The following is a 15,461-nucleotide window of genomic DNA, read 5'->3' on the forward strand; positions in this document are numbered from 1 at the left end:
GATCAACTCCACATGCCAGTCGGGAGGGCCCCAAAGCCCCGTCCCTCATGACTCTGCGGGGTGCTTCGCGCATGTCGGACATCGCGTACATCGGCCTCACGGTAGTGGTGTTCGCCCTCATCGGCCTGGCCGCCAAGGGGGTCGGACGCCTGTGAACGTGGACAACACCGTCGGCCTGATCGTTGCCGCGTGCCTTGTGGTCTACCTGGTCGTCTGCCTGATCTTCCCCGAGAAGTTCTAGGAGAAGGCCCGGATGAACGACACCCTCGCGGGCTGGCTCCAGGTACTTGCCCTGGTGGTCGCGCTAGGTCTCTCATTTCGCCCGCTGGGCGGCTACATGGCCCGCGTCCTGACCGCTGATCACCATGGGCGGGCTGAACGCCTGATTTACCGGGCAGGCGGAGTGAACGGCGACGCCGACCAGAAGTGGTCGGTCTACCTGCGGAGCATCCTGGCCTTCTCGGCCGTATCGGTACTGTTCCTGTACGCATTTCTGCGCGTGCAGAACCATCTCCTGCTGTCCCTGGGAATGAAGCCGGTCGCCGCGGACCAGTCGTTCAACGCCGCGGCATCCTTCGTCACCAACACCAACTGGCAGTCGTATTCCGGTGAGTCGGCGATGGGGCATCTGGTCCAGATGGCGGGCCTCGCGGTGCAGAACTTCGTCTCCGCGGCCGTGGGTATTGCCGTCGTCGCCACGCTGATCCGGGGCTTCAACCGGAAGAAGACCGATCGCGTCGGGAATTTCTGGGTGGACCTGACGCGGATTGTGCTTCGCGTCCTGCTGCCGCTGGCTTTCGTCTTCGCGATCGTTCTGGTGGCTGCCGGTACCGTTCAGAATTTCCACGGAATCCACGACATCACCACCATTGCAGGCGGGCACCAGGGCCTGACCGGAGGTCCCGTCGCCTCCCAGGAGGCAATCAAGGAGCTGGGCACCAACGGTGGTGGTTTCTACAACGCGAACTCCGCGCATCCCTTCGAGAACCCCAATGCCTTCACCAACCTGATCGAGATCTACCTCATGCTGGTCATCGCGTTCTCGCTCCCGCGGACCTTCGGGACGATGGTCGGCGACAACCGCCAGGGATACGCCATCGTCGCCGTGATGGCCTTGATCTGGGGCGCATCGGTAGCCATCGTCACCGCCAACGAACTGCACAGCGTCAGCAGCACCGCCGGTCACGCGGCAGGCGCAATGATGGAGGGCAAGGAGACGCGGTTCGGGATCTGGGCCTCGGCCCTGTTCGCCGTGTCCACCACCCTCACGTCGTGCGGAGCGGTCAACTCCTCCCACGACTCGTACACGCCGGGCGGCGGCGGAATGACGATCTTCAACATGATGCTGGGGGAGATTGCGCCCGGTGGTACCGGATCCGGGCTCTACGGGATCCTGGTCCTGGCGATCGTCGCCGTCTTCGTCGCCGGACTCATGGTCGGCCGTACGCCCGAGTACCTGGGCAAGAAGCTTCGGGGCCGGGAGATGAAATTCGCCTCCCTCTACATCCTGACCACACCCGCGGTCGCACTGGTGGGTGCGGGTCTGGCCATGGCGCTCCCGGGGGAGCGGGCAGCCATGCTCAACTCCGGTCCGCACGGTTTCTCCGAGGTCCTGTACGCCTTCGCGTCGGCTGCGAACAACAACGGCTCGGCGTTCGCAGGACTGAGCGCGAACACCGTCTGGTTCAACACCACACTGGGTGTGGTCATGCTCGTCGGCCGGTTCCTGCCGATGGTGTTCGTCCTGGCGCTCGCCGGCTCGCTCGCGGAGCAACAACCCGTTCCGGTCACCGCAGGCACCCTGCCCACTCACCGGCCGCAGTTCGTCGGGCTGTTGACCGCAGTGATCCTCATCGTTGTCGGTCTGACCTACTTTCCCGCGCTCGCGCTCGGCCCCCTTGCGGAAGGCCTGCACTGATGTCCACGACCGCCACTCCCGCTCCCGGCCCGCCGGGCGCCGGGCGCCAGCAGCACCGGGTCTCGGGCGGGCTGCTCGATCCCAGGCAGCTTCTGACGTCCTTCCCCGACGCCGTGCGCAAGCTGGATCCGCGCGTGATGGTCCACAACCCTGTCATGTTCGTGGTGGAGGTAGGGGCCGTGCTGACCACGCTGTCGGCCATCAGGGCGCCCAGCGTCTTCGCCTGGGTGATCACGGCGTGGCTGTGGCTGACATCCGTCTTTGCCAACCTCGCCGAAGCAGTGGCCGAGGGACGCGGCAAGGCCCAGGCGGAAACGCTCCGCCGGGCCAGGACGACGACGACGGCCCGCCGTCTCACCGGCTGGCGGCCAGGCGCGACCGACGCCGCGGAGCAGGAGGTTTCGGGCGTCGCTCTCCGCCTGGGTGATCACGTCGTCGTCGAGGCCGGGCAGACCATCCCCGGCGACGGAGATGTGGTCGAGGGCATCGCGAGCGTCGACGAATCGGCCATCACGGGCGAGTCGGCGCCGGTGATCCGCGAGTCGGGCGGTGACCGGTCGGCGGTCACGGGCGGTACCAAAGTGCTCTCGGACCGGATCGTCGTGAAGATCACCTCGAAGCCAGGGGAGACCTTCATCGACCGGATGATCGCACTCGTGGAGGGGGCCGCGCGGCAGAAGACGCCGAACGAGATCGCGCTCAACATCCTGCTGGCATCCCTCACGATCATCTTCCTGATCGCGGTGACGACCCTGCAGCCCTTCGCCATCTTCGCCGGGGCGGAGCAGACCATCGTCATCCTCGTCTCCCTCGTGGTGGCCCTTATCCCTACGACGATCGGTGCGCTGCTCTCGGCGATCGGCATCGCGGGCATGGACCGGCTCGTGCAGCGCAACGTGCTGGCGATGTCCGGGCGCGCGGTGGAGGCCGCGGGCGACGTCAATACCCTCCTGCTCGACAAGACCGGCACCATCACGCTCGGCAACCGCCAGGCCGCCGAGTTCCTGCCGGTGGACGGGGTGAGTGTCGAAGACCTTGCGGATGCCTCCCAGCTGTCGTCGATCGCCGACGAGACACCCGAGGGCCGCTCGATCGTCGTCCTCGCCAAGCGGCAGTACGCGCTACGCGGCCGCAGTGAAGGAGAGCTGGCGCAGGCACGGTTCGTACCCTTCACCGCGCAGAGCCGGATGAGCGGTGTCGACCTCGACGATCCTCAGGAGAACCTGTCGTTGCGCAAGGGAGCGGCGACGGCGGTGATGCGCTGGGTCCGTGACAACGGCGGCCACCCCACGGCAGAGGTCGGCGGCATCGTCGACGGCATCTCCGCGAGCGGCGGCACCCCGCTGGTCGTCGGCGAAGTGACCCGGCACGGCGACGCGCACGGCGCCCGCGTCCTCGGTGTCATCCACCTGAAGGACGTCGTCAAGGAGGGCATGCGCGAGCGGTTCGACGAGCTGCGCCGCATGGGCATCAAGACGGTCATGATCACCGGGGACAACCCGCTGACCGCGCGCGCCATCGCCGAGGAGGCAGGGGTGGACGACTTCCTGGCCGAGGCCACGCCCGAGGACAAGATGGCCCTCATCAAGCGGGAGCAGGCGGGCGGCAAGCTCGTCGCGATGACCGGCGACGGCACCAACGACGCGCCGGCGCTCGCCCAGGCGGATGTCGGCGTGGCCATGAACACCGGCACCTCGGCCGCCAAGGAGGCCGGGAACATGGTGGACCTGGACTCCAACCCCACCAAGCTGATCGAGATCGTCGAGATCGGCAAGCAGCTGCTCATCACCCGCGGTGCCCTGACGACGTTCTCGATCGCCAACGACGTCGCGAAGTACTTCGCGATCATCCCCGCGATGTTCGCGATGGTCTATCCGGGCCTGGACAAGCTCAACATCATGCGACTGCACAGCCCGACCTCGGCGATCGCCTCCGCGATCGTCTTCAACGCACTGATCATCATCGCTCTGATCCCGCTGGCGCTGCGCGGCGTGCGCTACCGGCCGTCCTCCGCGGCGACACTGCTCAGCCGCAACATCTGGATGTACGGGCTCGGCGGGCTGGTCCTGCCCTTCGTGGGCATCAAGCTGCTCGATCTCTTCATTCAGTTCATCCCCGGCCTGCGCTGACAGACGGCCCGACGAGAGAGGAAGGCGATCCCAGGGTGCGCACCCACCTTCCCCCCGTACTCCAGCTCCATCTGACCGCCCTGCGGATACTGCTGGCCTTCACCGTGATCACCGGCATCGCCTATCCGCTGCTCGTCACCGGCATCTCCCAGTCCGGTCTCTCCCACCAGGCCAACGGCTCCCAGCTGACGACGAACGGCACGCCGGTGGCCTCCAGCCTGATCGGCCAGAACTTCTCCCTGCCGAAGAAGAATCCCCGGGACGAGAAGGAGACACCGCGCCCCGACCCCAAGTGGTTCCAGCCCCGCCCGTCCGCCGGCGGCTACGACCCCACGATCTCCGGTGCCTCCAATCTGGGCCCGAACAACACCGACCTGATCAGGACCGTCAAGGACCGCCGCGCAGCCGTCGCCGCCTTCGACGGGGTCCAGCCCGCGTCCGTCCCCGCGGACGCCGTCACCGCCAGCGGCTCGGGACTCGATCCGGCGATCTCCCCGGCATACGCCTATGAGCAGGTGGACCGCGTCGCGAAGGCCCGCCACCTCGCCCCCACCGAGGTCAGGACACTGGTCGCCCGACACGTCCAGGGACGTGTTCTCGGATTTCTGGGTCAGGAACGCGTCAATGTCGTCGAACTCAACCACGATCTGGCCAGGCTGACCTGACCAGAATGTGGGGTGCCGAGGTGAGGGCGGCCGAGGCGAGGACATACACCGGCGAGGGGGCGTGACGTGGACGCGGAACGCACGCCGGTCTCTCTCACCTCGATCCGGCCGACCCGCGAAACGTCGTTGTCCACGGCCGGGACCGCTCGGGTCCTCAACGCGCGTTCACTGCCGGGGGCGCCCGCGTCGTGCTGCTCTCGGTCACGCTGCTTCTTGCCGCACTCGCGAGTCGGTGACAGATCCGGAGCGTTTCTCGTGGTTGCCCCTTGCGGTCGGCGTCCTACGAGCTGTGGCTGGGCGGCAGCAGTGGGCCGATCGGCAGCCGGGACATCGGCTCGGCCGATGGGCCCGTGCCGTCAAGCGTGGGCTCGCGGCCGACCGCGTCGAGCTCGGCCCCGACCTGGTTGGCCAGGGTCACCGCGACCAGACGCGCGGCGAGTGGGGGCGCCGCTCCGGGCGTGGGCTGAAGCATGAAGCGGCCGTGGAAGCGTCCATTGTGGAAGACCCGCAGTTCCAGTTCCTCGCGGGGCAGGCCGTCGCGGTCCGCATCCCAGCACCGGTCGCCCCAGGCGATGGTGCCGTCCTCCTCCAGACGGGGCGGGCGTCCTACGAGGGTGCCGTGTTCGAAGCGGCAGCCACTCAGCCCGAGCAGTCCCACGAGCTGCCGACACACATGGTCGATCACGGTGTGCGGGCCGGTGCCGGTCTCGGCCAGCCGGGCGGTGTGGTGGATCTGCGCCAGGTAGTCATCGTCGGTGAGGGCGATCACCTTCAATTCCCGGGCGCGGGCCGCCAGCCGGGAGACGGCGATGCCGACGACGACGAGCAGCAGGGCGGTGATGACGTCGGCGGGCTTGACGACGGTGAACTGTCGGTAGGGGCGGGTGAGGAAGAAGTCGGACCACACCGCTGCGGACAACGCCGTGAGCGTACCGGCCAGGCGATGTCCCAGGGCGGCCACGGCAACCACGGCGACGACGAGTACCAGGACCGTGTTGGAGTCGGTCATGTCGGCCCGGAAGGGCACCAGCACCGCGCACACGGTCGGCGGCAGCGCGAGGGCGGCCCCGACCGCCACCTGGCCCCTGGTGAGGTACAGAAGCATGAGCCCCACCTCCACCTCAGGTGTAACCGGGACGGACGCTCCCGTGTTCGGTTCCGTCCGGCTTTGATGGGGCCTTGATGACGCGGGCGCTGGTGGGCACCCCGATCGACTGGACCATCCACACCAGCCGCCAGTACCGGTCCACTCGATCGATCCGGTCCGTCCGCGGGGTCTACGGCCTGGTAGTCGCGCCGGACAGGACTTCCACCTTGCCGGTGTCGAGCGAGTAGTAGGCGCCGGTCACGGCAAGGGTGCCCTTCGCCACGAGCGGGGCCAGGTCCTGGTTGGAGCGCAGGTCGGCCGCGGTCAACTCGACCTGCGCGCGGGCCATGGTCTCGACCGGATCGGAACCGCCCTCCCGGACTGCCTGCTCGTAGGCCGGCCGCAGAGCCCTGGCGATCGCATCCAGGTTGCCGGGGAGTGGCTTGCCGTCACGGATGGATTTGTAGGCTGCCGCGACGGCGCCGCAACGCTGATGCCCGAGGACCACGATGAGCGGAGTGCCGCTCGTCATGGGCCCGTACTCCACCGACCCCGTGACCACCGGGCCGACCGCCTCCCCTCCCGTGCGCATCACGTAGAGGTCACCCAGTCCGGTGTCGAAGAGGAGTTCCGGCGGCACCCGGGAGTCGATGCACGAGAGGATCGCCCCGAAAGGTTCCTGCTTCTGGGCCACGAACTCGCGCCGGTTCGGATCCCGGTCGGGATGCCGAAGGTCTCCGCTCACCCAGCGTTCATTGCCGTCCATCAGTCTCGCGAATGCCTCGGTGGGCGTGCTCGGCCGCGCGTTCGGCGAAGTGCCGGCCGCCAGCGGTGTGGCGCTCGTCGATGAGCACCCCGTGAGCGCGATCGAGGCGACCACGAGTCCGCCGACGAGCAGCGTTCTGCGATCCGGATGTTCTGATCCGTCCATCGGCGCTGTTCCCTTCAGTCCGCTGAGATGGGTCCGTACATCTCGACCAGGGCGATTGTTCAGCGTTGTGTGGGAGCACGACGACAGGCGCAAGCGGGTGCGGCCCGCTGTGCCACCGACGGCCCACAGAACCGGCTCGGGCGGCTGAGAGCCTGTCGGGTGCCTGATGCGCGTGCCGGATCCGAGGACATGCGGGTCCAGCGGCTCCGTGCTGTTCTTTCCGTGCCCCGGCCCGTCGGCAGGCGTGGCCGCAGCAGGCCGGACCTTGCGACCAGGTTGTGCCGTCCATCGGTTACTCCGCCCAGATCACCTTGTCCTTTGGCGTGCAGCGAGTGCCCCAACGGTGCGTCGTCTGCGTGATGAGGAACAGTCCTCGTCCTCCCCTGTCCGTGGTCCGGGAGTGCCTCAGGCACGGAGAGGCGCTGCTGCCGTCCCAGACCTCGTTGTGGCGTCCGACCGCAGGTCAGCGCGCGCCTGCCTGGGGATCCAGCTGAGCAACTCCGGGGTCGGTCCGAGCAGGGGCGGGGAGAATTACATGCTCCCGTCAGGGTTGGTCGGACCGCCGGGTTCTCGTTCTGCGGGATCGAGAGGCCGCGGGGGCCGCTGAAGATCTTGCTCTCGCTGTCGGGTTCGCGCCGGATCACGGAAAGCCAACCGGTATGAACCGATGCAAGGCGGGCGCGATTTCAAGATCTTCAGGGCACTTCTATTCCAACACCGTTGCGTTTGGCCCCTGAGCTGTACGTCAAGCCCTGCTGAACAGCGCAACGGGACCACCTGATAGATCAACGATCGGCGAAGAAAGTCGGTCAAGGTCAGGGGTCCCGTTGCAGGAGAAGTCTGTCATCACGTCCACGATCGAGACAGCCCGGGGTGTTTTCGCGCCGGGTCATCTGGGGGAGTTGACCCAGATCGTGGACTTCGCGCTGGTGGACGCGGTGCTGGAGGAGACCGGTCGGCGCGAGAAGCGCCTGCGGCTGCTGCCTTCGCGGGTGGTGGTGTACTTCGTGCTCGCTCTCGCACTGTTCGAACACCGCTCGTACCGCACGGTGTGGTCCAAGCTGACCACCGCCCTGACCCCGCTGGCCCTGGTGCATCCTGCGGTCTCCTCGCTGACGCGGGCCAGGCGCAGGGTGGGGGCTGCACCTCTGCGGCGTCTGTTCGAGACGCTTGCCGGGCCCGTCGCCCGCCCCGGGCAGGCCGGGTCCTTCTACCGGGGCCTGCGCACGGTGGCTGTCGACGGGACCCTGCTGCACACCCCCGACGACGAGACGCTCACCTGGCGCTACCCCAAGCGGGCCGCGGAGAGTCTGGAGTTCGGCTATCCGCTCCTGCGGCTGCTGGCCCTGGTCGAGTGCGGCACCCGCGCGCTCATAGCCGCCGCCTTCGGACCGGAGTCCGAGGGTGAACTCCCCTATGCCAAGCGGCTTCTGACCGCCCTGGACAAGACGATGCTCCTGCTGGCCGACGCGGCCTTCGACGGCAACGAGTTCCTTGATGCCGTCCATCAGAGTGGGGCCCGGTTCCTGGTGCGCTCCGGGGCCCGCCGCGTCCCCACCCCCGCCGAGCACCTGGGCGACGGCTCCTACATCGCCCGCATCGGCTACGGCGTCCTGCGGGTACTGCTGCCGGTGCGCGTGATCGAGGCGACCCTCACCGTCACCTTGGCCGATGGCACCGTCCGCACCGAGCAGTGGCGGCTGATCACAAATCTGCTGGACCCCGTCCGTTTTCCGGCCGCCGAGCTCGTTGATCTCTATCACCGCAGGTGGCAGGCGGAAACTACGTATTTTTCGATCAAGGCCACGATGCTCGACGGCCGCGTCCTGCGCTCCCGCAGCATTGATGGCCTCGACCAGGAGGTCTACGCCCTGCTCACCGCCTACCAGGCTCTGATCCGTGCCGGCGACGACGCCCTGACCGGGCGGCCGGAAGTACCCATGGAACGGATCAGTTTCACCGTCCTACTGGCCGCCGCAACCGACACCGTCACCGCCGGCCTTGGAATCTTCCCCGGCACCCTCATCGACCTGGTCGGCACGATCGGCCACGCCGCCCTGGGCGACCTCCTGCCCGCCCACCGACGGCAACGAGTGAAGGCCCGCACACGCAAGAACCCCACCAGCAAGTACGGCCCGAACGCCGGACAGCACCCCCAGAAGGCCCAGAACTACACCGTCCACACCACCGTTGCATTCTTCGCCCACGGCCTCAGCAGCCGCTCACGGCCCTAACGCAACGGTGTTGACTTCTATTCGGGCAGGTGGTAGATGGCGAGGGCCGCGGTGTCGTCGTGGAGGTGGTTGCTGCTGTAGATGAGGAGATCGTGGTGGAGTCGGTCGAGGAGTTCCCGGGGCTGGAGAGGGCCCCAGGAGAGGACGCGCCGGCGGAGGGGGTAGAAGGCCCCGGTGCGGTCGCGTGCTTCGGTGACGCCGTCGGTGTAGAGCAGCAACTGGTCGCCGGGACCGAAGGGGTACTCATCGATCCGGTAGGCCTCTGTGAGGTGCATGCCCAGGTTGAGGGGCGGTGCGGGGTCGGCCGTCTCCAGTTCAGTGACCCCGTCGGAGCGGATGAGGAGGGGTGGGGGGTGGCCGCAGTTGAGGATGCGGACCACGCGACGGCGAGGGATCTCCGCGAATACAGCGGTGACGAAGCGCTCGCCCACGTCGTTTCCGGCCAGGCGGGCGGCTCTGCGATTCATGCTCGTCTCCGCCCGGCGGGCAACGGCGGCGAGGTCGGGTTCGTCGTGGGCGGCCTCGCGGAAGGCGCCGAGGAGGGTGGCGGCCGTCTCGACGGCGGGGAGTCCCTTGCCGCGGACGTCGCCGATGACAATGCGGAGTCCGTACGTCGTGGGGACGGCCTCATACAGGTCACCGCCGATGCGTGCTTCCGCAGCGGCGGACAGGTAGAGGGTTTCAACCAGAAGTGGGCCGATGCGGTGCGGGACCGGGCTCAGCAGGACATGCTGTGCGATCTCGGCCACGAAGCGCACGTTGGCGAGGGTGCGTTCCCGGCGCACGCGGTGGGCAGCCAGGAATGTTCCTAGGGCGCCGACCACAGCGGTGCTCAGGTAGGTGGCCACGTAGTGGCGCTCCCACACGTAGCTCACCGGGCGGCCCGCGCAGCACGGGGTGCCGGCCAGGACTCCTTCGAAGGCGATCGCGAACACGGTGACGCCGGCGACGGCAGCGGGGCCGTGGGCGAAGGCTGTGATCACGGGGAGGGCGATGAGCAGGAAGCTCACCGGCCACTGCACGGGCGTAAGGGGTTCGAGCACCAGGATGCCCGCGACATAGAAGGCGGGCAGCCACCGCATCCACGCGGGCGCGGGCGGCACCTGCGGGCCCGCACCGCCGGGCGGCGCTGCCCAGCCACTCGCCGCCCCGGGGCGGCCCGGCCACCTCACTGCTCACTCCGTCGCAGAGCTAGCGGCGCAAGCGCGGACGCTGCCCAGTCGGAGGACGAAGCCGCCGTGTGGGCCTGCATGCGGACGTTGCTCCTGGCGGCTCCACTCAAACAGCCTGTACACGCGGGACTCCTGGCACATGATGTGGGCAAGACGTCCATCCTGCTGCCCCGCAACGCTTCGGGCCGACCATTGCTCCAGCCAATGGCATGTCAGGACGAACAATTGTCAAGAGCTGTGGGTCAGGTGATGCGTGAGGGTGGCGGTGTCGCACTGAGGCTGGTCCGTGGCTCACGCCGTGATCACAACGGTGGGACCATGCGGCGGGTGATGGCTGTACACACCGACGCAATGCCGGTGTCTCGCTGAAGCCGAGGGGGCCGTGATCGCATCCGGGCGCGGAACGTACGATCCCTCCCAGGCGGGCCTGGGAGGGCACAGTGGGATATTTCGAGGGCTTCGACGTGGCCGGGTTCTGGGACGATTCGGCGTACGCGCTGGCGGAGTACGTGGAGGAGGCCCCGCCCACGCGCGAGTCGATCGCGTCGGTGGAGGAGGAGCTCGGTGGATACCGTCTGCCCGACTCCTACATCGCGCTGATGACAGCGCACAACGGCGGCATTCCGAACCGGGACCACTTTCCCATGACCGAGCCGACCTCCTGGGCCGACGACCACATCGTGATCACCGGCATCAGGGGCGTCGGACGGACGAGGCCGCAATCGCTCGGCGGCGAGTACGGCAGTCGGTTCTGGATCGACATGTGGGAGTACCCCGAGATCGGTGTCTACTTCGCCGACACGCCATCCGCAGGCCACGACATGCTCGCCCTCGACTACCGCGCGTGCGGCAAGGGCGGCGAACCGACCGTGGTGCACGTCGACCAGGAGGACGACTTCGCGGTCACCCTGGTCGCCGAGAACTTCGAGGCCTTCGTCACGGGTCTGGTCGACGAGTCCGTCTACGACACCTCGGAGCAGGACCGGATCGACGCCCTGGCCACGGTGCGCGAGGGCAGCTTCTCCCCGGTGTTGCGGCGTGCATTCCGCGAGGTCGCTGACGTTCTGCCGGACGCGGAGCGGCGCATGCGGATACTCGGGGAGGCCGTCGTGCACGACAAGGGGTTCTTCTCTCTGCACGCCGATGCGCGCTCCACGCTGATGTACGACTACCTGTTCTGGTTGTTCACCAGCTTCAACCAGGTCGGATCCTTCGACCGGTACGTCAGGACCCCTCCGCAGTACGAGCGCTCCTACGCGCTGCCGGACTACGAACTCATGATCGTCTTCGGCCTCGTGGCCGAACCCTACGACTTCTGCACCGGCGGATACGCCCCCGGCTTCCTCGAGGACTGGTGGAACTCCCGTGTCGCCTCGGGTCGCATCTCCGAGACCGCCGACGGCTATCGGATGACGGATGCCGCGGTTGGCGCACTGCTCGACGAACTCGCCGGCGTGGTCCGCGACCGGTAGCCGCGCTCGCCGGGCGACGGCGTTCCCGGTCCCGAGCAGCACCACCGTGAACGCTGTACCCGCGGCCGGGGCCTGTGGCCTCCAGCAAGGTTGTGAGCAGTCGGCCCTGACCGTCGTCCTCGCCCCGGGCAGTCGGACGCCGGCCCCTTCACCGAATCCGAGGGTGGCGGACAGTCCGGCCGGAGGCGGCCGAGCCGGTGCGGACGCATCGGCATCGGCACCCCGGTCGGCCGCCGGTCCCGACGCGGCCGTGTGTGATTCGGGGCAGCGGTGGTCAGTTCCCTTCGAAGACGGATCGGGTGCCGGTGACGACGGCGCACTTGCCGGCCGCCCAGCGCAGTGCCATCGCGTGGTCCTCGGCGGAGAAGTCGGCCACCGCGTCGGCCACCACGAACGCCTGGATGTCCTGCATCCAGGCGTCGCACGCGGTCATGAGGACGCCGATGTGGGCGTAGACGCCGGTGATGACGATCTGGTCGCGGCCCTGCTCGCGCAGCCTCTCCAGGAGACCGGTGCGGACGAAGCCGCTGTACTTCCACTTGGTGAGCACCGTGTCACCCTCGTCGGGTGCGACGGCATCCGCGATGGCGGCGGCGTTCGGGTCGGCCGGGAGGCCCGGACCCCAGAAGTCCTGTTGCAGACCGCGCTCGTCCGCACTCTGGCCGCCGGGCTGCGCGGTATAGAGCACCGGTACGCCGATACGCGCCGCCTCCCTCTTCAACTCTGCTACATGCGACAGAAGTTCGGGAATCGGCGAAGCCCGGCGGTCGTAGGCCGACAGGAAGTAGTTCTGCAGATCGTGGACGAGGAGCACCGCGCGCGCGGGGTCGACGGTCCACTCGACCCGGTTGGCGGGCAGCTCGTCGGCGGTCGGCATGGGGTACGGGGCAATGGCGGGCAGGGCCATGGTGCTGGGATTCCGTTCGGAGTCGAGGGGAGGCCGGGCAGGGGCGGGCAGGCCCGGCAGGGTTCAGGCGTTCGGGGCGGCGGATGCGCTGCGGGCCGCGGCGGTCCGCAGGTCCTTCTTGGAGATCTTTCCGACACCGGTCTGCGGGAACGCGTCCACGAACTCGACCCGGTCCGGCACCTTGTACGCCGCCAGGCCCCGTTCCCGTACGAACCGTTTGATGTCCACCGGCTTCAGCGGACCCGCGGCCGGGCGCAGGATCACGTACGCGCGGATGCGTTCGCCCAGGTACGGGTCGGGCTCGGCCACCACATTGGCGTCGTGCACGGACGGGTGGGCGAGGATGTGGTTCTCCACCTCCTCCGCGGCGATCTTCTCGCCGCCCCGGTTGATCTGGTCCTTGGCGCGTCCCTCGACGACGATGTGCCCGCTCCCGGTGACCCGGACGACGTCGCCCGTGCGGTAGAAGCCGTCCTCGGTGAATGAGCGGGCGTTGTGTTCCGGCGCCCGCCAGTAGCCGCGGATCGTGTACGGTCCCCGCGTCAGCAGGTGGCCCGTTTCGCCCGGTGCGACCTCGCGGTCCTCGTCGTCGACGACCAGAATCTCGTCGTCCGGCGAGATGGGCCGCCCCTGGGTGGTGACGATCACCTCGTCCGGGTCGTCCAGCCGGGTGTAGTTGACCAGTCCCTCGGCCATCCCGAAGACCTGTTGCAGGGTGCAGCCGAGTGCCGGCCCGACCCGCCGCGCCGCCTCCTCGCTGAACTTGGCGCCACCCACCAGCAGGACGTCGAGGCTGCCGAGGTCGTGCGCGGCGGCGGTCGCCGCCCGGGTCCACAACAGGGCCAGCGGCGGGACCAGCCCGGTGATGGTGACCCCCTCCCGCTCGATCAGCGGGAAGGCCACCTCGGGCGAGGGCTGCGGGCACAGCACCACGCGTCCGCCGGCGTGGAGCGTGCCGAGCGAGCCGGGGGAGGAGAGCGGGAAGTTGTGGGCCGCGGGCAGCACGCAGAGGTACACGCTGTTCTCGTCGACCCCGCAGATGTCGTTGGACCCGCGCAGCGAGTAGATGTAGTCGTCGTGGGTGCGCGGAATGAGTTTCGGTACGCCGGTGCTGCCGCCGGAGAGCTGGAGGAAGGCCAGGTCGTCCGGGCGCGGGGCGGCGTGGCTCACCGGATCCTCCGCCACGTCGGACAGCGCCTCGAATTCGCCCGGGTTCCCGGCCGCGACGAACACATGCCGCAGTGTGCCCGCTCCGGCGCGGGTCCTCGCCGCCAGCTCACGGTAGTCGTAACCGCCGTGTTCCGCCGCGATGACGTACGCGACCGCCTCGGTGAACTCGCAGAAGTACGCGATCTCCGTCTCGCGGTGGGCCGGCAGCGCGAAGACGGGCAGCGCGCCGATCCGGAACAGTGCGAAGACGACCTCGAAGAACTCCGCGATATTGGGCAGTTGCACCACCACGCGGTCGCCCCTGGTGATGTTCCGGGCGAGGAAGCCCGCGGCCAGCCGGTCGGCGCGCCGGTCCAGTTCCGCGTAGCTCCACCGGCTTTCCGCGACGGGATCGACCACGGCGATCCGGTCCGGGTGCGCCTCGGCGCGCTCCCGGAGCATGGAGCCGAACGTCTCTCCGCGCCACCAGCCCGCAGCCCGGTACCGTTCGGCGAAATCGGACGGCCAGGTGGGCGCGTCGTCGCGGCTCACAGCTCGGCTCCCAAGGCGCTGAGGAACGTACGGAACTTGGCTGCCGTCTCGGCGGTCTCCGCCTCGGGCTCGGACGCCGCCACGATGCCGGCCCCCGCGTAGAGGCGCAGCGTGCGCTGCTCGGCCTCGGCGCAGCGGATCGTGACGACCCACTCGCCGTCCCCGAAGGCGTCGCCCCAGCCCACCACCCCGGTGAAGAACCCGCGGTCGAACGGCTCGGTCTCCGCGATGACCTGACGTGCTGTTGCGGTGGGGGTGCCGCACACGGCGGGAGTCGGATGCAGGGCGCAGGCGAGAGCCAGGGCCGAGGCGTCGGGGGAGGCGAGCGTGCCGGTCACCGTGGTGGACAGATGCCACATGGTGGCGGTGCGGATCAGTGTCGGCCGGGCGGGGACGGTCAGCTCCGTGCAGTGCGGGGCCAGGGCCTGGTGGACGGCATCCACGACGACGGCGTGCTCGTGCAGGTCCTTCACGGACTCCAGCAGTGCGGCGGCACGGCGGACGTCCTCGGCGAGGTCGGTGCTGCGTGGGGTGGACCCGGCGAGCGGATTGGCGACCACCTGCTGCCCCTGCCGGGAGACCAGCAGTTCCGGGCTGGCGCCGATCAGGGTACGGCCGGCCCCGGTCGGCAGCGCGAAGGTATAGCCGACGGGGTCGCGGCGGGCCAGGCGCTGGAGCATCGTGGGCAGGTCGAGAGGGGCGGGGGAGGTGAGCTCGAGGGTGCGGGCGAGCACCACCTTGCTGAACTCGCCGCGCCACATGCGCTCCACGGCCGAGGCCACGCCCGCTCCGTAGACCTCGGGGCCGGGAACCGGGCGCATTCCCCAGTCCGCCGGGCCGGACACACCGACGGGCAGGGCGATCAGTGGGTCGGAGGAGAGCGGCGGCGCGACGCGCAGTGCTGCCGGCACGCTCAGGGCGGCCGGTGCCTCGTGGTCGAACGGGATGGCGCCGATGACCACGGGCGATGGCTGTCCGGCTGCGCCGGCTCGGGCCAGGGTGGCTCTCACCCGCTCGTCCAAGGGCCGCTCGTCGTGTGGCACAGGGCGTGCCGCACCGTGTGCCAGCAGGGTGCGGCCAGGGGTGGCGAGGAAGCGGTCACCCGGTGTGTAGGCGTCCAGCAGCGAGGTGGCCGCGCCTACGGCCGGGTGGGTCGGATCAGCCGGGGGTACGTGCGTGGCGACCTGGGGTGCCGTCGACACGGGGGCTCCATTCTCGATGGTTCCGTCAGCGGGTGCGGTGGAT

At 68.9% G+C, this 15,461-nt stretch carries 12 protein-coding genes and 1 pseudogene; 6 read left to right on the top strand and 7 right to left on the bottom strand.

Annotated elements, in window-relative coordinates; translation table 11 throughout:
• Nucleotides 1-151 precede the first annotated feature (151 nt).
• Genes kdpF through kdpC form a run of 4 tightly spaced genes read left to right on the top strand, consistent with a single transcriptional unit; the run spans nt 152 to nt 4,712 of the window.
• Nucleotides 152-241: a K(+)-transporting ATPase subunit F gene (gene kdpF, locus OG520_RS34985; protein ID WP_399331751.1), complete on the top strand. Its 90-nt coding sequence runs from the start codon at nt 152-154 to the stop codon at nt 239-241.
• A 12-nt stretch (nt 242-253) separates the two neighbouring features.
• The gene (gene kdpA, locus OG520_RS34990; protein WP_406015775.1) at nt 254-1,918 is read left to right on the top strand and encodes a potassium-transporting ATPase subunit KdpA; all 1,665 of its coding nucleotides are present in this window, start codon (nt 254-256) and stop codon (nt 1,916-1,918) included.
• Nucleotides 1,918-4,047, top strand: a complete 2,130-nt coding sequence (gene kdpB, locus OG520_RS34995) for a potassium-transporting ATPase subunit KdpB (RefSeq protein WP_406015776.1) — start codon at nt 1,918-1,920, stop codon at nt 4,045-4,047. Before kdpA ends, kdpB begins: the two co-directional genes overlap by 1 nt.
• Nucleotides 4,048-4,082: 35 nt before the next feature.
• Nucleotides 4,083-4,712, top strand: coding sequence for a potassium-transporting ATPase subunit KdpC (gene kdpC, locus OG520_RS35000; protein WP_406015777.1), 630 nt, complete (start codon nt 4,083-4,085; stop codon nt 4,710-4,712).
• A gap of 280 nt (nt 4,713-4,992) precedes the next feature.
• Here the strand turns inward: kdpC and OG520_RS35005 are convergent, their stop codons facing one another.
• The 3 genes and pseudogenes from OG520_RS35005 to OG520_RS35015 form a co-directional block, all read right to left on the bottom strand.
• Entirely contained in the window at nt 4,993-5,817 is an 825-nt protein-coding gene (locus OG520_RS35005) for a DUF4118 domain-containing protein (RefSeq protein ID WP_406015778.1), read from the bottom strand.
• Between the two features lie 172 nt (nt 5,818-5,989).
• Nucleotides 5,990-6,730 (bottom strand): carbonic anhydrase, encoded by a 741-nt coding sequence (locus tag OG520_RS35010; protein ID WP_406015779.1) that lies wholly within the window; start codon nt 6,728-6,730, stop codon nt 5,990-5,992.
• A gap of 292 nt (nt 6,731-7,022) precedes the next feature.
• A pseudogene (locus tag OG520_RS35015) lies at nt 7,023-7,172 on the bottom strand (ATP-binding protein); the annotation flags it as partial.
• Nucleotides 7,173-7,557: 385 nt separating this feature from the next.
• Here OG520_RS35015 and OG520_RS35020 point away from each other — a divergent pair.
• The gene (locus OG520_RS35020; RefSeq protein WP_331748253.1) at nt 7,558-8,964 is read left to right on the top strand and encodes an IS4 family transposase; all 1,407 of its coding nucleotides are present in this window, start codon (nt 7,558-7,560) and stop codon (nt 8,962-8,964) included.
• Nucleotides 8,965-8,981: 17 nt separating this feature from the next.
• On the opposite strand, the gene OG520_RS35025 is transcribed toward OG520_RS35020, so the two are convergent.
• Nucleotides 8,982-10,136, bottom strand: a complete 1,155-nt coding sequence (locus OG520_RS35025) for a PP2C family protein-serine/threonine phosphatase (protein WP_406015780.1) — start codon at nt 10,134-10,136, stop codon at nt 8,982-8,984.
• 440 nt (nt 10,137-10,576) lie between these two features.
• Here OG520_RS35025 and OG520_RS35030 point away from each other — a divergent pair, with 440 nt between their 5' ends.
• Entirely contained in the window at nt 10,577-11,608 is a 1,032-nt protein-coding gene (locus OG520_RS35030) for an SMI1/KNR4 family protein (protein WP_406015781.1), read from the top strand.
• Nucleotides 11,609-11,882: 274 nt separating this feature from the next.
• On the opposite strand, the gene OG520_RS35035 is transcribed toward OG520_RS35030, so the two are convergent.
• From OG520_RS35035 to dhbC, 3 genes are all read right to left on the bottom strand, one after another.
• Nucleotides 11,883-12,515, bottom strand: coding sequence for an isochorismatase family protein (locus tag OG520_RS35035; RefSeq protein ID WP_406015782.1), 633 nt, complete (start codon nt 12,513-12,515; stop codon nt 11,883-11,885).
• A gap of 63 nt (nt 12,516-12,578) precedes the next feature.
• Entirely contained in the window at nt 12,579-14,216 is a 1,638-nt protein-coding gene (locus tag OG520_RS35040) for a (2,3-dihydroxybenzoyl)adenylate synthase (RefSeq protein ID WP_406015783.1), read from the bottom strand.
• Nucleotides 14,213-15,418: an isochorismate synthase DhbC gene (gene dhbC / locus OG520_RS35045; protein WP_406015784.1), complete on the bottom strand. Its 1,206-nt coding sequence runs from the start codon at nt 15,416-15,418 to the stop codon at nt 14,213-14,215. The genes OG520_RS35040 and dhbC overlap by 4 nt, the downstream gene beginning before the upstream one ends.
• Nucleotides 15,419-15,461 lie beyond the last annotated feature (43 nt).

Source organism: Streptomyces sp. NBC_00984 (genome assembly GCF_045162475.1).
In the GTDB taxonomy this organism is placed as follows: domain Bacteria; phylum Actinomycetota; class Actinomycetes; order Streptomycetales; family Streptomycetaceae; genus Streptomyces.